Origin of the sequence: Allopontixanthobacter sediminis, assembly GCF_009828115.1 — a bacterium.
GTDB classification, from domain to species: domain Bacteria; phylum Pseudomonadota; class Alphaproteobacteria; order Sphingomonadales; family Sphingomonadaceae; genus Allopontixanthobacter; species Allopontixanthobacter sediminis.
Genome location: NZ_WTYL01000004.1, coordinates 46461 through 66602, shown reverse-complemented (window position 1 = coordinate 66602; position 20142 = coordinate 46461). Strand labels below are relative to the sequence as shown.

The 20142-nt window shown below is 63.6% G+C and carries 21 protein-coding genes; 2 read left to right on the top strand and 19 right to left on the bottom strand.

What is annotated here, in order from left to right:
• From GRI65_RS14020 to ccoN, 9 genes are all read right to left on the bottom strand, one after another.
• Nucleotides 1-1314: a radical SAM protein gene (locus tag GRI65_RS14020; protein WP_160757293.1), complete on the bottom strand. Its 1314-nt coding sequence runs from the start codon at nucleotides 1312-1314 to the stop codon at nucleotides 1-3.
• Between the two features lie 247 nt (nucleotides 1315-1561).
• A complete protein-coding gene (gene ccoS, locus GRI65_RS14015) occupies nucleotides 1562-1720 on the bottom strand; it encodes a cbb3-type cytochrome oxidase assembly protein CcoS (protein ID WP_160757214.1) in 159 nt (52 codons plus the stop codon).
• Nucleotides 1717-3852 carry a heavy metal translocating P-type ATPase gene (locus GRI65_RS14010; RefSeq protein ID WP_160757213.1) on the bottom strand — a complete coding sequence of 712 codons (2136 nt, stop codon included), beginning with the start codon at nucleotides 3850-3852 and terminating at the stop codon, nucleotides 1717-1719. The genes ccoS and GRI65_RS14010 overlap by 4 nt, the downstream gene beginning before the upstream one ends.
• Nucleotides 3849-4295, bottom strand: a complete 447-nt coding sequence (locus GRI65_RS14005) for a FixH family protein (RefSeq protein WP_160757212.1) — start codon at nucleotides 4293-4295, stop codon at nucleotides 3849-3851. The genes GRI65_RS14010 and GRI65_RS14005 overlap by 4 nt, the downstream gene beginning before the upstream one ends.
• The gene (ccoG, locus tag GRI65_RS14000) at nucleotides 4292-5770 is read right to left on the bottom strand and encodes a cytochrome c oxidase accessory protein CcoG (RefSeq protein ID WP_160757211.1); all 1479 of its coding nucleotides are present in this window, start codon (nucleotides 5768-5770) and stop codon (nucleotides 4292-4294) included. The genes GRI65_RS14005 and ccoG overlap by 4 nt, the downstream gene beginning before the upstream one ends.
• Nucleotides 5757-6668 carry a cytochrome-c oxidase, cbb3-type subunit III gene (ccoP, locus tag GRI65_RS13995; protein WP_160757210.1) on the bottom strand — a complete coding sequence of 304 codons (912 nt, stop codon included), beginning with the start codon at nucleotides 6666-6668 and terminating at the stop codon, nucleotides 5757-5759. Before ccoP ends, ccoG begins: the two co-directional genes overlap by 14 nt.
• Nucleotides 6658-6822 carry a cbb3-type cytochrome c oxidase subunit 3 gene (locus GRI65_RS13990; protein WP_160757209.1) on the bottom strand — a complete coding sequence of 55 codons (165 nt, stop codon included), beginning with the start codon at nucleotides 6820-6822 and terminating at the stop codon, nucleotides 6658-6660. Before GRI65_RS13990 ends, ccoP begins: the two co-directional genes overlap by 11 nt.
• Complete coding sequence (gene ccoO / locus GRI65_RS13985; RefSeq protein WP_160757208.1) at nucleotides 6819-7586, bottom strand: cytochrome-c oxidase, cbb3-type subunit II; 768 nt, start codon at nucleotides 7584-7586, stop codon at nucleotides 6819-6821. The genes GRI65_RS13990 and ccoO overlap by 4 nt, the downstream gene beginning before the upstream one ends.
• A gap of 12 nt (nucleotides 7587-7598) precedes the next feature.
• Complete coding sequence (ccoN, locus tag GRI65_RS13980; protein ID WP_160757207.1) at nucleotides 7599-9275, bottom strand: cytochrome-c oxidase, cbb3-type subunit I; 1677 nt, start codon at nucleotides 9273-9275, stop codon at nucleotides 7599-7601.
• Nucleotides 9276-9550: 275 nt separating this feature from the next.
• On the opposite strand from ccoN, the gene GRI65_RS13975 reads away from it, so the two are divergent.
• Both GRI65_RS13975 and GRI65_RS13970 read left to right on the top strand, forming a co-directional pair.
• A complete protein-coding gene (locus tag GRI65_RS13975; protein ID WP_160757206.1) occupies nucleotides 9551-10225 on the top strand; it encodes an OmpW/AlkL family protein in 675 nt (224 codons plus the stop codon).
• A gap of 25 nt (nucleotides 10226-10250) precedes the next feature.
• Complete coding sequence (locus GRI65_RS13970; protein WP_160757205.1) at nucleotides 10251-10616, top strand: carboxymuconolactone decarboxylase family protein; 366 nt, start codon at nucleotides 10251-10253, stop codon at nucleotides 10614-10616.
• A 12-nt stretch (nucleotides 10617-10628) separates the two neighbouring features.
• Here the strand turns inward: GRI65_RS13970 and GRI65_RS13965 are convergent, their stop codons facing one another.
• The 10 genes from GRI65_RS13965 to GRI65_RS13920 all read right to left on the bottom strand — a co-directional run bounded on the left by GRI65_RS13965 (nucleotide 10629) and on the right by GRI65_RS13920 (nucleotide 20131).
• On the bottom strand, nucleotides 10629-11354 hold the full coding sequence (locus GRI65_RS13965) for a Crp/Fnr family transcriptional regulator (RefSeq protein ID WP_160757204.1): 726 nt from the start codon (nucleotides 11352-11354) through the stop codon (nucleotides 10629-10631).
• A 185-nt stretch (nucleotides 11355-11539) separates the two neighbouring features.
• Nucleotides 11540-12466, bottom strand: a complete 927-nt coding sequence (gene pufM / locus GRI65_RS13960; RefSeq protein ID WP_160757203.1) for a photosynthetic reaction center subunit M — start codon at nucleotides 12464-12466, stop codon at nucleotides 11540-11542.
• 13 nt (nucleotides 12467-12479) lie between these two features.
• Nucleotides 12480-13304, bottom strand: a complete 825-nt coding sequence (gene pufL, locus GRI65_RS13955) for a photosynthetic reaction center subunit L (RefSeq protein WP_160757202.1) — start codon at nucleotides 13302-13304, stop codon at nucleotides 12480-12482.
• A 131-nt stretch (nucleotides 13305-13435) separates the two neighbouring features.
• Nucleotides 13436-13624, bottom strand: a complete 189-nt coding sequence (gene pufA, locus GRI65_RS13950; protein WP_160757201.1) for a light-harvesting antenna LH1, alpha subunit — start codon at nucleotides 13622-13624, stop codon at nucleotides 13436-13438.
• 10 nt (nucleotides 13625-13634) lie between these two features.
• The gene (pufB, locus tag GRI65_RS13945) at nucleotides 13635-13865 is read right to left on the bottom strand and encodes a light-harvesting antenna LH1, beta subunit (protein ID WP_160757200.1); all 231 of its coding nucleotides are present in this window, start codon (nucleotides 13863-13865) and stop codon (nucleotides 13635-13637) included.
• A 126-nt stretch (nucleotides 13866-13991) separates the two neighbouring features.
• Complete coding sequence (gene bchZ / locus GRI65_RS13940; RefSeq protein ID WP_160757199.1) at nucleotides 13992-15437, bottom strand: chlorophyllide a reductase subunit Z; 1446 nt, start codon at nucleotides 15435-15437, stop codon at nucleotides 13992-13994.
• Complete coding sequence (bchY, locus tag GRI65_RS13935) at nucleotides 15434-16978, bottom strand: chlorophyllide a reductase subunit Y (protein ID WP_160757198.1); 1545 nt, start codon at nucleotides 16976-16978, stop codon at nucleotides 15434-15436. The genes bchZ and bchY overlap by 4 nt, the downstream gene beginning before the upstream one ends.
• A 3-nt stretch (nucleotides 16979-16981) precedes the next feature.
• Nucleotides 16982-17965, bottom strand: a complete 984-nt coding sequence (locus GRI65_RS13930) for a chlorophyllide a reductase iron protein subunit X (RefSeq protein WP_160757197.1) — start codon at nucleotides 17963-17965, stop codon at nucleotides 16982-16984.
• Complete coding sequence (gene bchC / locus GRI65_RS13925; RefSeq protein ID WP_160757196.1) at nucleotides 17962-18897, bottom strand: chlorophyll synthesis pathway protein BchC; 936 nt, start codon at nucleotides 18895-18897, stop codon at nucleotides 17962-17964. The genes GRI65_RS13930 and bchC overlap by 4 nt, the downstream gene beginning before the upstream one ends.
• 97 nt (nucleotides 18898-18994) lie before the next feature.
• Nucleotides 18995-20131 carry a methyltransferase gene (locus tag GRI65_RS13920; protein ID WP_160757195.1) on the bottom strand — a complete coding sequence of 379 codons (1137 nt, stop codon included), beginning with the start codon at nucleotides 20129-20131 and terminating at the stop codon, nucleotides 18995-18997.
• Between the last annotated feature and the right edge of the window lie 11 nt (nucleotides 20132-20142).

The following is a 20142-nucleotide window of genomic DNA, read 5'->3' as shown; positions in this document are numbered from 1 at the left end:
TCAGACTGCCGAACTGAACCGGCGCTGCGCGTGCTGGCGGTAAGGGTCGAACAAGGCAGCGATCGTCCGCGCATAGGGCAGTCCGTCGGCGTCGATGGTCAGGTGTCCATCCTGCATCGACGCCAGCCCGCGTTCGATGAAGGGCCGCAGGGCTTCGCGCGTTTCCTGCTCCAGCGCCGCCGGCACCGGTGCGTTGCCTGAACACAGCAGTGCCTCGATAATGCCGCCGCGCAGTTGATCGGCGGGGGAGCGGTGAACGCCGCGATTGGCCGCCAGCTTCCCCGCTTCGGCGATCATCCGGTACCGCCCGCTGTTCTTCTCGTTCTGGGCCAGCAAGTGGGGGAACGAACTGATGGCCGACGCACCGAGGCCGATCAGGTTCGGCGCAGCGTCGTCCGTGAAACCCTGGAAATTGCGGTGCAGCCTGCCTGACAGCGCAGCGTGGGCAAGCGGATCACCGCCCGGCTTGGCAAAGTGATCGAACCCGACCGGGGTGTACCCGTGCGTGACCAGATAGCCGTAACCCAGTTGCGCCATCGCAAACCGTTCCGCCTGATCCGGCAGTCCGGCCGCTTCGATGGCCTTCTGTCGCGGCACGATGTGGGGCACGTGCGCGTAGCCGAACAAGGCGATCCGGTCCGCGCCAAGCACCCGCGTGCGCTGAAGGCTATCCAGCAGGTCGCCGCAGGTCTGGCCGGGCAGGCCGTACATCAGGTCGAAATTCAGCGAACCGACCCCCGCTTCCCGCAGCCAGTCGGTGGTCTGCAGAATCAGCTGTTCCGGCTGCACCCGTCCGATCCGTTTCTGGCAATGCGCGGCGAAGGTCTGCACCCCGAGGCTGGCCCGTTCGATCCCGACCGCCTCGATGACGGAGGCCCATTCCTCCGTCATCGTCCGCGGATCGAGTTCGATGGAATAAATCGGACTGGTAAGGCCGAAAGATATGGTCAGTGCATCGACCAGTCGCACGAAGTCGGTCGGATCGATCGCGTTCGGGCTCCCCCCGCCGAACGCTACGCGCCCGATTTTTACGCCTGACGGTAGCAGCCGGGAAACCGTTTCAATTTCGCGGTGCAGCGCGTCGAGGTAGGATTGCAGCCGCTGCCGCTTCCCGACAGCCGCGGTGTTGCACCCGCAATAGAAACAGATTTTGTCGCAGAACGGCAGGTGGACATAGAGCGATATGTCCCCCGACACGGACTGCAGCGCCGTGCCGTAATCTCCAGCCTCAAGGTCACCGAATTCAGCGGCGGTGGGAAAACTGGTGTAGCGCGGTACCGGCACCGCGAGCAGATCTGCATGATATGGCCACATGCCCGGGTTGTGACCGAAAAGGCCGGCTGCCGTCATTGCGCTGAATCAAAATCCCTGCGGCTGCATCCGGCATGGCAGGCCTTTGCCGGACACGGTGCGGGAAATTCCTGCTCCTTTCCCGGGACCGGAATTTCGACCGAGCGGCTGCCCGACGCGGAACAGATCGAAAGCGTCATGGTATCAGGACCCGGAGGCATCGTCCCGAAGGCGAGCGGGAGCAATGCGACAAGGGCCAGGCCAGCGCCGCTCATTTGCCAGGTCCGTCGCCATCGTCGTCAATCAGGATGCGGTTGGCAGCGCCTTCCATATCATCGAATTGGCCGTCCCGCATGGCCCAGAAAAACAGTGCCAGACCGGCCCCGCCCATGCCGAGCGCTACGGGGATCAGATAGGCGAGAACACTCAAGACACCGGGTCCCGAGCCGCGCGAGCCAGCCGCAGCGAATTGCCGACGACCACCAGCGAACTCAGCGACATGGCGACGGCGGCGATCAGCGGGGTTACGATCCCCGCAAGCGCCAGCGGCACCGCCAGCACATTATACCCGATTGCAAAGACAAAGTTCTGTCGGACGATCTGCATCGTGCGGCGGGCAACCCGGACGGCGAGGACCACCGGCATGAGTTTCTCGCCGATGAAGACCGCGTCGGCGGCTTGCTGGCTCGCATCGCTCGCGGAGGCCGGAGCGATCGACGCATGCGCCGCCGCCAGCGCAGGACCGTCATTGAGACCGTCGCCGACCATCAGGGGGAAGCCGCCGCTGCGCCGGAGGTTGTCAAGCGCCGCCAGTTTGCCCGCCGGGCTCACACCGCCGCTGCCGGGAATGCCGAGCGTTCGGGACACCTGAGCAACCGCAGTCTCGCCGTCTCCCGACAGGATGCCGGCATCGAGCCCCATCGCCGCGAGCGCCGCGACCGCTTGCTTCGCGTCGGAGCGCAGCTGGTCGGCAAAGGTGATCAACGAGCTACGATCGCCGATGCGCAGGCTCACCTGCGGGCGATCGGCAGAGGCTTCAGGCCGCTCGAGCGCGACGTCAACGCCGTCACACTGTCCAGTCACACCGATCCCCCCGGTTTCGCGAATTTCCGTGACAGCTGCTGGTTTGAACCCGGCGGCGGTGAGCGACCGGGCGAGCCCGACGCTGAGAGGGTGGCGGCTTGCCTGCGCCAGCGCGAGCGCGATTTCAGCGTCGCGACCTCCGATACCGCCAACGTCCGCGCGCAAATCCCCCAGCGTGAGGGTGCCGGTCTTGTCGAAGATTACCGTGTCGACCTCCGCCAACCGCTCCAGCGCGCTACCGTCCTTGACCAGCAGTCCGCGCCGAATGAGCGCACCGGAAGCGACCACTTGCGCAGCGGGCACAGCAAGGCCCATCGCGCAGGGGCAGGTAATGATCAGCACCGCGATCGCGATCACCAGCGACTGGTGCCACCCCGCCCCCGCAATCATCCAGCCGGCGAAGGCCAGCGCCGCGAGCGAATGCACCGCCGGTGCATAAAGGCGGGAAGCGCGGTCGGCAATCCGGACATAGCGGCTGCGCGATTGGCCCGCCTCGTCCATCAAGCGGGCTATCTCCGCCAGCGCGGTGTCGCTGCCGGTCTGCGTGATGCGGACCTCGATCGGCTCCATCAAATTGACCGTGCCGGCGTGGACGAGGTCGCCGGTCACCACGTGTTCAGGGGTGCTTTCCCCGGTCAGCATGGCGTTGTCGATGGTGCCGCGCGGGCTTTCCAGCACCCCGTCAGCCGCCAGCACCTCCCCGGCGGCGACCAGCATCACCATGCCCGGGCGCAGGTCTTCCGCTTTCAGCCGCAGGATGGAACCGTCCGCCTGCACCACCCCGGCGCTGCGGCCCATGCGGCCCAGCAACGCTCCGATCCCGGCCCGGGTCCGGTTGCGCATCGCCGCATCCAGCGCGCGCCCGGCGAGCAGGAAGAACAGCAGCATGACGGCGCTGTCGAAATAGGCATGCTCGCCGCCGGTGACCGTCTCGTACAGGCTGAGAGCCGCCGCCAGCAGCACCCCGATGGAGATCGGCACATCCATGTTGGTCCGGCGATAACGCAACGCCATCGCTGCGGATGCAAAGAACGGCCGCCCGGAATAGAGGATGACCGGCACTGCGATAATCGCCGACAACCAGTGGAACAGATCGCGCGTGACCCCGCCCGCTCCCGACCACACGCTGACCGACAGCAGCATGATGTTCATCATCCCGAACCCGGCCACCGCCAGTGCGCGTAGCAGGGTCCGGCTTTCACGGTCATCCTGCGCCAAGGGGTTGGCCGCCACCGCCTGCGCTTCAAAGCCCAGTTGGCGAAGTTCCTCGACCAGCGCCTCTTCCGTCAGGGCTGGATCATGGCTGACCGCCACGCGGCGGGCGGAGAAATTCACCCTTGCGCTGGCCACCCCGTCCACGCCGCCAAGCCCGCGTTCGATCTTCGCGATGCAGCCGGCGCAGCGCATGCCGGGCACGGTCAGGCGGGTATCGACCAGCGCCACGGAATTTGCCGGATCGAGGATTGCAGGCGCGTTCATTCGATGCGAACTTCCTCGGTCCAGCGCTCGTCCGCCGCCGTGATTTCGATCCGGGCGATCCACCGGCCCGCGGGTACCGGCACCGACGAGACATACTCACCGGGGGTGACGGAATCGAAGCCGAGGTCGATCGTCTCGGGCTGACCCAGGGGACGGCGAAACTTCACCGACACCTCCGCGCCGCCGGGAACGCCGGTGGTGACGATCCGGACATTGCCGCCGGCCTGCCGCACCGCCTCTGCCGACCAGCCGAGCCGCTCCTGCTCCCGCGCGGCGCTCAGCCAGCCGTTGAAATTCTGGCTCGCGACGTAAGAGTTTTCGACCACCACCCCGCCGAATCCGCGAACCGCCAGCGTCGCCATGAAGAAATTCACCGCGATGACCACGCCGAACCCGCAAATCATCACCGCCCACATGTGCCGCCCGGTAAATTCGGTTTTCATGGTTGGTCTCCCGGCGCGGAGAAGCGGGTTTCCACGGTGTCGGTTTCCCGCTGCTCGTCCTGCGAAGTTATGCGGAAGGCGAAGTCCTGCGCCGGGGTTCCGCCGGGTGCCATCACATAGGCCCGCACGGTTTGGGTCTGGTCCGCCGCGACGTTCACGATCTGGGTCGCAGCAGCATCTTCCCGCCGCGTCGTGTCGGACCACATGACCGCACCGAGCAGGCCTTCGACGGCGATCTCCATGTCGCGCGGGCGGCTTTCCATGTTGCGCAGCTTGAGCGTGAAGGAATTGCGCACCGACCCGTCGCTCATCAGCATGAAGGGTGGATTGCGGTCCGGCGAGACTGTCAGGTCGGTATGGCTGCGCACCCCGAGCGCGAACAGCAGGCCTAGCCCGATGCTGGCCCAGATCAGGGTATAGGCGATGATCCGTGGCCGGAGCAGCGTGCGCCACGGCGGACGCGGCGTTTCGCCCCGTGCCTCGCGCTCGCAATCCTCCAGCGTCGCGTAGTCGATCAGGCCGCGCGGGCGGCCGACTTCGGCCATTACCTTGTCGCAGGCGTCGATGCACAAGGCGCAGGTGATGCACCCGATCTGCGCGCCTTCGCGGATGTCGATGCCCGTCGGGCAGACCGCAACACATTGCATGCAGTCGATGCAGTCGCCGAACTCACCGGGATTTTTCTGCGCCTTCTTGACGCTACCACGCGGTTCGCCGCGCCAATCCTTGTAGGTGACCATGAGCGATTTCTCGTCGAGCATCGCGGTCTGGATGCGCGGCCACGGGCACATGTAGATGCACACCTGTTCGCGCATGAACCCGCCCAGGGTGACCGTGGTCAGGGTCAGGACGGCTACGGTGATATAGGCGATCGACGCGGCCTGGCCGGTAAAGAAATCGCGCAGCAGCGTCGGTGCGTCGGCAAAATAAAGGATCCACGCGCCGCCCGTGGCGAACCCGATCACCGCGTAAAGCGACCATTTGAAGGCGCGGCGCGTCACCTTGCCCCAGGTCCACGGCGCGGCGTCGAGGCGGACGCGGGCGTTACGGTCCCCGTCCACGAACCGATCGACGTGCTGGAACAGGTCGGTCCACACGGTTTGCGGGCAGGCGTATCCGCACCATGCGCGCCCGACGGCGCTGGTGATGAGGAACAGCCCAATCCCGGCCATGATCAACAATCCGGCGACGAAATAAAATTCGTGCGGCCAGATCTCGATCCCGAACATGTAGAACCGCCGGTTCGCCATATCGACCAGAACGGCCTGGTCGGGCGCATAGGGTCCACGGTCCCAGCGCAGCCAGGGGGTGACGTAATAGATCCCCAGCGTGACCAGCATGACGAACCATTTGAACCGGCGGAACGGCCCGTCGATCCGTTTGTTATGGACCGCCGCACGCGCTTCGTAGAGCTTTTCCGGCTGGGGATCGCGCTCCGCTTCGCCAGGTTCTGGCGCGGTGCTAAGGTTGTGCATCGACATCGACCGCCGGATCAGCGGCAACCTCCACGAAGTCTTCGCCGCCGCCCAGCGAGTGCACATAGGCAGTGAGCATCCGGATCGTCACCGGATCGAGGCGGCCTTCCCACTTCGGCATGACGCCCATTTTCGGATTGAGAATCTGCGCGCGCAGATCATCGCGGCTGCTGCCGCGCAGCCAGATAGCGTCGTTCAGGCGCGGCGCACCGACATCGCGGCTGCCCTCCCCTTGCGGTCCGTGACAGGCGGCACAATTGTCCGCGAAGGTCTGGGCACCGGCCGGGTTGGGCTGCGCCTTGCCGCTGAGCGACAGGACATGGGTGATCAGGGCGTCGAGCTGGGCCGGCTCGAACGCACCGGCGAACGGGGGCATGGCACTGAACCGGGTTTCGTCGTCCCCCGCCTGGCGGATGCCGTGCACCAGCGTGTATTCGATGGCGCGCGGATCACCGCCCCACAGCCAGTCATCGTCGTTGAGATTGGGATAGCCGAGGAGCTGGCTGCCCGCTGCGCCGGACCCATGGCATTGGCTGCAATTGACCTTGAACGCGGCCCGGCCGCCAGCAACCGCCTGGGCCATCAGGGCGCTATCTTCCGGCAGCCGCTCGATCGGGGTGCGGGCAAGTGCCTCGCGCACGCTGACCTTGGCAAGGTCAGCTGCGCCCAGTTCGTCCGCCAGCTGTCCGCGGCTGGTCCAGCCGAGCACTCCTTCGGTGCCCTTCTCGACCAGCGGCCAGGCGGGATAGGCCACGACATAACCGGCGGAGAAAATGATGCACAGATAGAACGTCCACAGCCACCACCGCGGGAGCGGGGTATTGAGTTCCTCGATCCCGTCCCATTCGTGGCCGACCGTTTCCGTGCCGGTGGGCTTGTCGATGCGCCTATTGGCCATCCTGTTCATCCTTGAAAATTGAGTGCGCTGCGGAATGGTTGTGGTGTTTCGCCCCGGGCCGGAACGGCCACAGGCACAGCGTCAGGAACACGACCAGCATGGCGACCAGTCCGTAACTGTCGGCGAAGTGGCGCAGGGTTTCGTAGGCGGTCACCGGCCTTTCTCCTGCGCCAGTTCCTCCTGCGCCGCCGCGCTGCCGAAATCGACCAGCGTGCCCAGCATCTGGAGATACGCCACCAGCGCATCCATTTCCGTGATGCGGGAAGGGTCGCCATCGAAATCGCGCACCTGCGCCTTGGGATAACGCTGCTGGAAGTCGGCGACATCGCCTCCCGCGTCGGGGTCGGCCTGAATCTCGATATCGCCCGCCGCGAGCTGGATGTCGCGGTCCGAATACGGCACTCCGACTCGGCGCAGCGCCGTCAGCTGCGCGGAAGCATCGGGAACCTCCAGCTCGGTTTTGCCGAGGAAGCTGTATTGCGGCATCACGCTTTCCGGCACCACGCTCTGGGGATTGGTCAGATGCTGGACGTGCCATTCATCGGAATAGCGACCGCCCACGCGGGCAAGGTCCGGCCCGGTCCGCTTGGACCCCCACTGGAACGGGTGGTCGTACATGCTCTCGGCGGCGAGGCTGTAGTGGCCGTACCGCTCCACCTCGTCGCGGAACGGACGGATCATTTGGCTGTGGCAGGAATAGCAGCCTTCGCGGACATAGATATCGCGCCCCGCCTGTTCCAGCGGGGTATAGGGGCGCATCCCCTCCACTTCCTCGATCGTGTTGTCGATCCAGAACAGCGGCGCGATCTCCACCAGGCCGCCAATCGCGACCGTGACGAAGGTCGCCACAGCCAGCAGGGTGATGTTGCGCTCCAGCTTCTTGTGGCCTTCAAAGGGCTCTTTGGCGGGTTTGGTCATCGGGTGCGCCCTTTATTCGGCCGGAACGGTGCTGGGGGTGGGCTGGACGATCGGACGGTCGGCGTCCGGATCGTAGGGGGCGTCGGTCATCGGCGCTTCGTCGCGCTGGTGCCCGGCCACCGTCATCCAGAAGTTGTAGGCCATGATTATCGCACCGCCGAGATACATGAGGCCGCCGGATGCGCGCATGATGTACATCGGGTGGAGCGCGGCGACCGTGTCGGCGAAGCTGTTCACGAGGTAACCGTCGGGTCCGTATTCGCGCCACATCAGGCCCTGGGTGATGCCCGCCACCCACATGCTCGAAGCGTAGAAAACGATACCGACCGTCGCCAGCCAGAAATGCCAGTTGATCATCCGCAGCGAATACATCCGTTCCCGCTTCCACAGGCGCGGCACCAGGAAATAGACGCAGGCGAAGGTGATCATCCCATTCCAGCCAAGCGCGCCGGAATGGACGTGGCCGATGGTCCAGTCGGTATAATGCGACAGGCTGTTGACGCTCTTGATCGACAGCATCGGCCCTTCGAAAGTGCTCATGCCGTAGAACGCGAGCGCCATCACCATCATCCGGATGATCGGATCGGTGCGGACCTTGTCCCACGCGCCGTTGAGCGTCATCAGCCCGTTGATCATCCCGCCCCAGCTGGGCATCCACAGCATGACGGAGAAGACCATACCCAGCGTCTGCGCCCAGTCGGGCAGCGCGGTGTAATGCAGATGGTGCGGACCGGCCCAGATGTAGAGGAAGATGAGCGACCAGAAGTGGATGATCGAGAGGCGGTAGGAATAGACCGGACGGCCGGCCTGCTTGGGGACGAAGTAATACATCATCGCCAGGAAGCCCGCGGTCAGGAAGAAACCGACCGCGTTATGGCCGTACCACCACTGCGTCAGCGCGTCCTGCACCCCGGAAAAGGCGCTGTAGCTGCGCGATCCGAGGAAGCTGATCGGCACCGCCAGATTGTTGACGATATGGAGCATCGCAATCGTCAGGATGAACGCGAGGTAGAACCAGTTGGCAACGTAGATATGCGGTTCATGCCGACGCACCAGCGTGCCGATGAACACCGCGGCATAGGACACCCAGACGATGGTCAGCCACAAGTCGACATACCATTCGGGTTCGGCGTATTCCTTGGACTGGGTGATCCCGAGCAGATAGCCGCTGGCCGCCAGCACGATGAACATCTGGTAGCCCCAGAACACAAATCGCGCGAGACCAGGGAACGCCAATTGCGTTCGGCACGTGCGCTGCACGACATAGAAGCTGGTCGCGATCAGGGCATTGCCGCCGAACGCGAAGATCACCGCGCTGGTGTGGAGCGGCCTGACGCGCCCGAAATTCAGGTAGGGTTCGAAGTTGAGCTGCGGAAAAGCGAGCTGAAGGGCGATGAACAGTCCGGCAAGAAACCCGGCCATACCCCAGAACATCGTCGCGATCACGCCCCAGCGGACGACATCGTCATCGTAGAGCGAGGGACCTTCGGGCATCCGGAAGAATCCCTGCGCCCGGCCCAGCGGGTCGAAGCGCAGCGCGCTCATCACCATCAACGCAAAGGCCACTACCGCGACAATTGTGGCGTGCGCGGCGAACCCCCAATCTGCCGCCGTCGCCATGACGATCACCGACAACAGGAATATCCCCAACCACAGGCCTGTTCGGCCAAGTGCAGCTTCCGCTCGCATTATAATCTCCGTCCGTTTGCGGCGGTCTATGGTGCACTGCGGAAAGCTGCTTTGATCCAGATCAAGAAGCCGAAAGATAGATCATCCGGCAATGCAGGGGCCGGACACGGCTGGGGACCGCCCAACATTTCCGCACGTGCAAATATCATGTTGCGGCGCAGCGGACTTGGTTGATCTGCGTCAATGATCTGCGGCGGACACGCGGCCAATAGGTCCCCCGCAACGCAAAAAACCTGGGCTGCAAGGGGCAGTCGCTGCGTTGCCGGGAAAATAGAATGAAACTGCTGCATGCCGTGTGTATTTTCGCCCTCGGATCGCTGGCTGCATCGGGCACCGCGATGGCGCAGGACCGCGCCGGTTCGGTTCAGGTCAAGGCCTTCGCTACGGCGGTGCTGCCGGACGGCAAGATCACCAAGTTCGAAACCGATCTCGTTGGGCTGCCCGCGAACACCCAGACGACAGCCAACGACAATGTCGTCCCGACGGTCGCGGTCGAATATTTCTTCACCGATAATTTCTCGGTCGAGACGATCTGCTGTCTGACCCAGCACGATGTCGACGGGACCACCGGCCTGCCCGGAGCGGAACTGGTGTCCGACGCCAAGCTGATCCCCGCGACTTTCACCGCGAAATACCATTTCGACCTTGGCGCGATCAAACCCTATGTCGGCGCGGGTCCGGCCTACTTCATCTTCATCGATGAACAGCGCGGCGCGGCAACCATCCCCCTCGGCGTGACCGATTTCGACCTGTCGAACGAATTCGGCGTCGCGTTGCAGGCGGGCGTGGACATCCCGGTGAACAGCCGCGGGCTTGGCGTCAGCCTAGACGCCAAGCGGTACTTCATCGACACCACCGCCCGCTGGTTTGCCGGCAACACCGTGGCGATCCAGACGGAACACCGGCTCGATCCATGGGTGCTCAGCGCCGGCCTGGCCTTCCGCTTCTGACGCGATTCAATCCGGAGAAACGATGATGGCACATACGAACTTCAAGGACTGGCCGGGAATGGCCGCGGGCCTTCTGCCCGCAATCAAGGAACTGCACCGCGGGTCCCCGGGGGTCATGAAAGGCTTCCGGGAAATGGCGGCCGCCGCGCATGAAGGCGGCGCGCTCGACGCCAAGACCAAGGAACTGCTCGCGGTCGCTATCTCGGTCGCGGTGCGTTGCGATCCTTGCATTACCTACCACGTAGAAGCTGCGCGCAAGCAGGGGGCGACCCGCGAGGAGATTGCGGAAACACTCGGGCTGGCGATCTACATGGGCGCCGGACCCAGTGCGATGTATGCGGCGCAGGCGCTGGAAGCGTTCGACCAGTACACCGACAAGGCAGCCGGCTAGGTGCTTTCACGCCTAGCTGGCGCGCTCGGCCAGTTCCTTCGGCCGGAGGACCGTCACTTCCCTTCGGCCGGAGACGTCGATCAACCCGTCGTTCTTCATCTTGGTGAATTGGCGGCTGACCGTTTCGATGGTCAGGCCGAGCACGTCGGCAATCTGCTGCCGTGACAGGGGCAGCTCGATCGTCTGCGGGCCGTCGGAAGGCACGAAACTGCAGTTCGCAGGCGCCAGTCGCTCGGTGGTTTCGACGAGGAAGCTGGCCAATTTCTGTTCAGCATTCATCCGCCCCAGCAGGAGCATCCAGCGCCGGGTGCGGTCCAGTTCCGTCAGGGTCCGTTCGAGCAATTTATGCGCGAGCTTGGGATGCTCGCGAGAGAATCGGTCGAAATCCGCACGCTGGAAGATGCAAACCTGGGTCTCGGTCAGGGCTTCGACACCATACGGAGTCGTCTGGCCGAACGGTCGGCCGAGGAAGTCGGACGGGTAGGCCAGCCCGAGGATCTGTTCCTTGCCCTCCGCCGTCTGGGTCGAAAGCTTCAGCACGCCTTCGATGACATTGGCCACCAGCACGGCATCATCGCCTTCCCACAGCAATTGTTCTCCGGGCGCGATCGTCTTGCGGCGGCCGATCGCGTTGAGCAGGCAGATCTCCTGATCGTCGAGATCGGCACAGATTGACCGGTTGCGAACCGTGCAGGCTTGGCAAAAATTGAGGGCAGGTTCGCTTTGGACAGCTTGCATGGACAGGGACTAGAGGTATTGGCGACCTTTGCCAAGCTTGTCGGGCCTTGACGGGACCGTCTGGCGCCCACGTTCCAGCAGCGATTTTCAGGATTTGCCGTTCCTAACCAAGGCAAAGCCGCGCAATATGGCACGCAAAAGGCCCGGCCTTGGCAGGCCGGGCCTTTCCCCTGCTGCAAGCCGGATCAGTATTCCGGTGCGTAGTGGTGCTCAATCGCCCACAGGTACCAATTGTCCACCACCGTGCCGGTCAGCAGGATGCCGATCCCGCCGGTGAGAGTGCACAGCACCGCGAACCACCACGCCCAGCGATGGATCGATTCCATCGTGGCGTTGAAGCCCATCGTCCAGCGCCAGAACAGGGCTGCCCGTTCGGACGCGGTGCCGCGGTCGGTGATCTGTTCCAGTTCCCGCTCGCCGCCGTACCGGCCGACCGCCAGGATGGTCGCCCCGTGCATTGCGAACAGCAGCGCCGAACCATAGAGGAACACGATCGAGAGCGCGTGGAACGGATTGTAGAACAGGTTCCCGTAAAGCAGCGAGAAATTGTTGGTCCATTCCAGGTGCGGGAAGATGCCAAACGGCACCGCTTCCGACCATTGGCCCATGAAGAACGGCCGGATGAAGCCGAGCACCAGGTAGAGCCAGATCGCGCTGAGGAATGCCCACGCCACATGCGTTCCCATGCCGAGCGCACGGGCGCGCCGATAGGTCCGTACCCACCACAGCAGGATCGACAGCGTCAGGAAGAAACCGGCGAGGATCCACCAGCCGCCTTCCTTGAGCGGGACGAACGGGGTGAAGCCGTATTCAGGGCCCGGAGGGTTGAGCGAAAGCCAGAAGAACTGGCGGACGAATTCAACCGGATCCCAATTGACCGAGGCGAGCATGTTGAGCCCGATGATCTCGATCGCGAGAAACCCGAACAGGATCGATGCAAGACCGAGCCAGCCAAGGTAGATCGGTCCGATCTGCGCCTGGCCGAACTTGCCCATCCAGTAACTGAACCCGGTCATGTCGATCCGGCGTTCGTCACCAGCAGGCAGCGGGACACCCATTTCGGGGGCGTATTGCAGCTGAACCTGCGTGAAAATGTTCTGATAGCGTGCCATTATCTATACCCCCTCACGACCAGATCGGAATGTTGCGCCACCATTCCCACCATTCCGGCCAGCCGCCGGCGTACAGCGGCCCGGCGATGATGATGCACACCGCGCTCCAGAACCCGGCGCTCAGCGCGAGGAACAGGCCGAGGCGGTGGATGCCGATCGTGCCAACCGAATAGCCGATGAAATCGCGGAAAAACGTATCTTCGTATTCCGGCGTCTTGACGACCTCGCCCTTCTTCGGATTGACCGCGGACAGGATCAGCGCGCCGTGCAGCGCGAGCGCGAAGGTGGTGACGAAGAAGAACGACACCGCGATCATGTGCGCCGGATTGTAATGGAAATTCACATACTGGTACCCGGTGTTGGATACCCAATCGAGGTGGCTGAAAATGCCATACGGGAATCCGAATCCCCACGCCCCGAGCAGGAACGGACGGAAAATCACCAGCGTCACATAGGCCAGGATCGCCACGCCGAACGCGACGGGCACATGGTAGCCCATGCCCAGCTTGCGGCAGATCTCGACCTCTCTCAGCGCCCACGAAACGAAGGCCACCGTCGCGCAGATCGTGATGACCTGCCAGAAACCGCCCTCTGCGAGCGGCGCGAAGCCCAGACCGTAACTGATGTCGGGGGGATTGATGGATATGAGCCACGGGTTCCACGTTGGGCCCTGCGACGCGGCGTAAAAGATCAGCGCGGTTCCGAGAATCGCGGAGATCGCTGTGACCACCCCGAAAAACCCGACGTAGAACGGGCCGATCCAGAAATCGAACAGGTCACCTCCGATCAGGGTACCGCCCCTGACCCGATATTTTCTCTCGAAGCTTAACAGCGACATGGCTTTTCCCCTGCGCGCTCATCCGTGCCGCCCGACTAGGGCGGACCTGTGTAACAATTCGAACCCTGACCCCTGCCAGGCCCTGCGGGAGGCACGGTGCTCTCGCACCGTGACCTCCACTGGGGGCGTGATCAGGTTTGTCGTTCCGACTGCTCGATCATGGCCGTTGCGGCCGGACCGGCAGCACCGGGACCTTCGATCCAGTTGAAGCGATCAGTGCTCAACAGGATGAAATGGATCAGCAGCGCCAGGACGAACAGGAAGATCGCCAAGGCGACGAGGGTCCGACGTGGGTCGAATATTAGCCAAAGTCTCCACATGGTCGTTCTCCTATCCTAACAGCGGCATGAGGGTGGCCTGAGCCATCCGCACACCGTCGTCCAAAGCCGCGTAACCATTTACGCCAGGAAGCCACGGACGCCACATCCACACCAACACATGCGCGATAATCGCGATGATGGTGAAGGCGATGAAGCTGCTCACAAAGATCTTGTGAAACTCCTTGGCTTCTTCCGGGGTCAGATAAGCCCCCGGACCGAAGCGGTCGTTATGCTCACTCATATTCCTTCTCCAGTTTAGCCCCCTGCAAGCCGCCAGAGGCGCCTCCCACGGGTATTGCCCGGTCGCCCGAAAAGGCCGGCCAGGTTGCGGATGCCAGGCCGCAGCCGGGCAAATTTCCGGGGCGCGTCATGCGTTTTCCCCCTTGAGGAGCGCTGCCGCCAAACGGTCGGCAGACACATGTTTTTCGCCTGCGAGCCGCGCATGGCGCTCGGCAGCGTCGCGCAGGCGCTTGGCGGCGGAAATCCGCACCAGCACCGGCTGCGCTTCGACGATGGCGTCGAGCTTTTCCTTCGCGTCCTGGTCCCACGACAGCTGGATATCGTCCCGGGCCGGGGTCGCTTCCCCCGCGTCCATCTGGGTCGAGAGAGGCAGGATGTGAAACAGCGCATCAAACAGCGCATTGCACACTTCCTGCACCAGGTAGGTCGCGCCGGAATAACCCATGTATGGTGTGCCGGTATGGCGACGGATGGCTGCACCGGGGAACGATGCGGGAATGAAGATTCCCCGAGAACCGGCCTCCGCCATGTACATCCGCTCGTTATAGCTGCCGAACACCACCATCGGCAGCTGCTCGAAAATCGCTGCGCGCACCGCCTGGTTGTCAGGCTTCACCCCGGCGCTGCGGCTGAAAGCGAAGGCGCACGGCAGGCCCATGTCGTTTTCAAGGAAATTGCGGATGCCTCGTGCGTAAGTCTCGTTGGCGACGATCCCGAAATTGGCCGTGCCGAAGAAGTCCTGCGTGACGGAGCGCCAGAGGTCCCACAGGGGCTTGATCGTGGTGTGCTTTTCCCTGGTGATGAACGGTTCCGGATCGAGCCCGGTCATTTCTCCCAATTGGCGCAGGAACAATGTGGTCGAATTCAGCCCGACCGGCGCCTGCAGATAGGGCCGCTCCAGCAGCTCGCACAGATTGCGGCCGAATTCGCGGTACATGCAGACATTGACCGAGGCATTCGCCAACTGGCGGATATCGGCCAGATGGCTGCCGAGCGGGAAGACCATGTTCACTTCCGCGCCGATGCCTTCGATCAACCGGCGTATTTCGGCCAGGTCGGACGGCATGTTGAACATGCCATAGGATGGCCCGATGATGTTGACCTTGGGCTTGTCGCCGTCCTGCAGGACCTTGGGCGCGGGCATTTTTTTGGGGCCGAATTCGGTCCACAGCCAGGAGAGGGCGCGATCTTCCGACTGCCACTGGTCCTCGTCGATCGTGCGCGGCAGGAACCGCTTGATATTGGTCCCTTCGGGGGTGACACCCCCGCCGATCATCTCGGCAATCGACCCGGTGACGACCACGGCCGGCAGGTCGGGATCGAGCGCTTGCCAGGCCCGGCGCATCGCGCCTTCGGTGCCGGTCTTGCCAAGCTCTTCCTCGCCCAGCCCGGTCACCACGATCGGCAATTCGTGCGGCGGCAGGCCGTCGGTGTAATGGAGAACAGAGGTAACCGGCAGGTTTTCACACCCGACTGGACCATCGATGATCACCTGCAATCCCTTGATCGCGGTGAACGCATAGACCGCGCCCCAATAGCCGCCGGCCCGATCATGGTCGATGATCAGCGTCATGATCCAACCGCCTCGGCCGCTTTCGCAGCCATCGCGTTCTGGGCAGCGTATTTCTGCTTGAACTTCGGCCGGTCGGTCGGCGTGTCCTCCCAGATCCCGCTGGCGTAGCCTTCGCCGACGCCTTCGAAAAATTCCGTCATCCGGTCAAAGCGCGCCTTGTTGGCGAGCGCGGCGTTGACGACCTGCGCCAGGCTGCCAGCACCGGCGGGACCCATCAGCGGGCGGGCGGAAATGAGGTTCGTGAAATACAGCGCCGGGGTGCCCTTGGCCTTGGCGTGCTGGACCACCGGTGTGGTGCCGATGGACAGATCGGGTCCGAATTCCTCGACCGCTGCGATATCCTGCTCCAGGCTGGCGCGGAAATTGACCCGCACGCCCTTGGCTTCCAGCCATTCGCGGTCGGGGTCGGACCACTTGGTCCTGGGACAGGCGGTGCCAACATAGGGCACATCCGCGCCGCTTTCGATCAGCAGGCGGGCCACCAGCAATTCCGAACCTTCGTAGCCTGATACGGTAATCCGGCCCCTGATCGGCTTGGCTGCGAGCGCGCCTGTAATTGCAGGCAGGATGGCGTTCTGGGCAGCGGCGATCTGGTCTGCGCTGGCGCCGGTGGCCTCGCCGATGGCCTGAAGCCACGCGGCGGTTCCATCCCGGCCGACCGGCGCGGAGCCGATGACCTTGCGGCCCGCAGCCTCGAATTCACGGACGCTGGCAGTGTAGAACGGATGGATCGCCGCGATCACCGCCCCGTCGAGCGCGGCATAGAGTTCGCGCCATTCGCGGGTCGGCACGACCGGTCCGGCAGCAAGCCCGAGCGGCGCGAGCATCTGGCCGATGCCGATGGGGTCGGCGGGGAACATTTCGCCCAGCAGCGTCACCGAAGGTTTGTCGGCCCGTTCCCGCGGTGCGGCCACGGGGCCCTGTTCAGCTTCCTGGCGAGCGAATTTGAGCATTGCGCCGGCCAGGACATCCTTGGCCTCGGCATGGGTCGGAACCCCGAAGCCGGGCACGTCGATCCCGATCACCCGGACGCCGTTGATCGAATTCGGCAGCAGCCGCAGCGGAACGCCGCTGGCGGTCGGCACGCAAAGATTGGTCACCACGATGGTGTCGTATTTCTCGGGATCGGCCATCTGTTCGACGGCTTCCTTGATGTCCTCGAACAGTTTGCCGGTGACAAGCGTTTCGGAACTGAACGGAACGTAGCCGACACTGCGCCGCGCGCCGTAGAAATGCGAGGTGAAGGTCAGGCCGTATACGCAGCACGCCGAGCCCGACAGGATCGTGGCCGTCCGCCGCATCCGCAGCCCGACACGCAGCGAACCGAATGCGGGGCACATGCTTTGCGGTTGGTCATGCGGGCCGACCGGATAGTCTTTTTCGTAACGGTCGAGCACTTCAGTGTTGCCCGCCTGCTTGGCGGCATCGCGCATCGTTTCCGCACCGCCGTGGCACCCGCTGCCTTCCGCGCCCGCCGGTGCTGCCGGAGCGATTTCGATCCGGTCTGGCGCGCGTCTGGTCGGGGCGGAGGTGTCAGTCATCTGTCATACCTCGTCGTAAATCACTTCGAGGGACGGCTTCTGTTCGAAGGTGCCGCCGCGCATATCGGCCTGGGTCGCCGGAACGAGCTGGATATTGCCGCCGGTCTGATCGGGCGAGAACAGCCCCAGAAGTCCGTCCTGGTCCAGCGGCTTCGGCTGTTTGGGAGGAGCCTCCGCGACGTTGATCGCGAGTTCCTCGAACAGGCTGGCCCATTCGCTGTCGGGCGTGCCGATGATCTGGTAATTCGCCGACTTCTTGCGGATATCGTCGTTGGCCGGGATTGCGGTGAGCACCGGAATATCCACAGCCTTGGCAAACGCCTGCGCCTCGCCGCTGCCGTCGTCCTTGTTGATGATCATGCCCGCCACGCCGACATTGCCGCCCATCTTGCGGAAATATTCGACCGCCTTGCAGACATTGTTGGCCACATACAGCGACTGCAGATCGTTCGATCCGACGACGATGACTTTCTGGCACATGTCGCGCGCGATCGGCAGGCCAAAGCCGCCGCACACCACATCGCCGAGGAAATCGAGCAGGACGTAATCGAAGCCCCATTCGTGGAAGCCAAGTTTCTCCAGCAATTCGAACCCGTGAATGATCCCGCGCCCGCCGCAGCCGCGGCCAACCTCGGGTCCGCCAAGCTCCATCGCGAACACCCCGTCGCGCTGGAAACAGACGTCTTCGATCGACACTTCCTCGCCCGCCAGTTTCTTCTGGGATGACGTTTCGATGATGGTCGGGCAGCTCTTGCCGCCGAACAGCAGGCTGGTGGTGTCGGACTTGGGATCGCAGCCGATCAGCAGGACCCGCTTGCCCTGCTGGGCCATCATGTAGCTGAGATTGGACAGCGCGAAGCTCTTGCCCGAACCACCCTTGCCGTAGATCGCGATGACCTGCGTTTCGCTCTTCACCTCGCCGGTGTGGACCGGATCGGGTTCGTGATCCGCTTCTTCGCGCAGCTTGTCTACATCAACGAGGCTCATGCGGCTTCTCTCCAATCGAGCACCATTTTGAGGCACTCGCTATCTTCAAAGGCGGCGGGGTAGGCCGTTTCGGCGCTGGATGCGGGCTCGACGTTGGTGATCAGCCCGGTAAGGTCGAGCGCCCCGGTGCCGATCAGGGCGTTGACCGAGGTAAGGTCATCCGGCTGCCATTCGGCGGCAATCCGCAGACGGGCTTCGCGCTGGAACGCAGGGGGAAAGGCAAAGCTGATCGGCTGGGTATAGAACCCGGCCAGCACCAGCTCCCCGCCCTTGGCGAGGCAGCCGATGAAACTTTCGATGGACGCCGCATCCCCACTCACGTCGTAGATGTTGCGGTAATCGCGGCGGTCATCGTCGTCCGGATGGATTACATCGTACCCCTGAGCGCCCGCCTGGCGCCGGGAATTGGTGTCCCACACCACCGGCGGCTTGGCCCCGGATGCGACCGCGAGCCGCGCCAGCAACCGGCCCAGAACACCGTGACCGACGATCAGTTCGGGTGCGTCGCCATGCGCGATTGCATGAAGTGCGGTGGCCGCCAGCGCGTAAAGGATGCCCTCGCGCCCGAGTTCCTCCGACACCGGTAGCGCCCGCGCTGACGGGAGAATCACGGTCCTGGCCGATCCGCCGAACAGCCCGCGCGCATCGCGGTAGCAATTCGCGCCGGGGACAAAGACCCATTCACCGATCCGCGAGGAGGCGGACTCCCCGGCATCCACCACCCGGCCGACCGACTCGTAGCCCGGCACCAAGGGATAACCCATGCCTGGAAAGTTCGGCATCTTGCCGGTCCAGAACAGCTTCTCGGTCCCGGTGCTTACCCCGCTCCAGTGGATGTCCACCTGCACATCCCCGGCGCCCATGGGGTTCAGCGCGGTTTCCCGCAGTGCCAAACGCCCCGGTGCGTCAAGAATGATAGCGGCAGTTTTCATCCAGGCCCTCTCTGGGTCCCTATTCGAGAAGGGACTCCATCCAGCGTCAAACTACCGAAACAGAAAACATTGTCAACTAAACTGGACACTTATTCTGTCACTTCGTCAGGACAAGTGCCTTTGCGATGATCGGAAGAGGGGTTGGGACCGCCTTACTCGTTGAAAATCCTGCCAATTGCGCCATCTCAACGTAGCTGTGGATGGAGCGCGGCCTACCTGACCCCATGGCCCACAAGTAAAGCCCGAAATAGGCGTCCCCCATGCCCTCGGCCCCCCGAGTCTCGGCCATCGGTTCGACTATCAGGACCTTCCCGCCAACCGGGAGCGACTCGCACAGTGCGGCCAACAACGCTTGGACCACGTCGTCGTCGTGGTCGTGGAGGATGCGGATGAGAGTGACGAGGTCATAGCCCGCCGGGATGGGGTCGGTGCGAAAGCTGCCGGCGTGAAGTGTTACCCGCTTTTCCAGTTCCGATCCGGCAAACCGCTTGTGCGCCAACGGCACGACCTCCGGAAGGTCGAACAGGCCAAGGTCGAGTCCCGGTGTATGCGCGCCGACCGCAGCAACAAACGTCCCTGACCCTCCCCCGATGTCGAGCATACGGCGGTGGCTGCCGAACGAGTATCGGCCGATAATCTGCTGCCAGACCATCGGCTGGGTCGCAGCCATCAACTCGGAATAGGGTGCGGGCTGCTGGCTGTCTTCGGCTGATTTGGGCGCATAGGTCCAGAAACGCGAAAGCTCGCTTCTCGCCGCGCCGCGATCTTTTAGCAACGCGAACGGGTCGGACAAATCGCGGTAGAACAGCGCGTGATGGCGGATCATCGCCATCGCGCCTTCGTTGGCGGACAACGCGGCACCAACCACACCCAGGGTCCACAAGTCGCGCTGCGGCGACTCGGCCAGACCCAGCGCGGCGCCCGCCTTCAGTATGCGGGCCGCGGCGTCTTGCGGGAAATCGAGGAACCGGACGATTTCCGCCTCCGTCCGCGCACTATTGCCGAGGAACCCGATCAGGCCCGATTGGACGAAAATATAGGTAATCTGGGTATAGACAAAGCCTGCAACAAGATCGAACTGACGGGCTGCCTTGCGCCGCGCAACACTGCGAAAAACAGGCGTTCTCGCCGCCCAATCCTGAAATTTGCGGCTGCCGAGAATCCGGTTTCGGCGCAGCGCCCAGCGGGTTCTCCAATTCAGGGAGACGGGGGCAGGATCGTCTGGTCTGGACATAATGATATGTC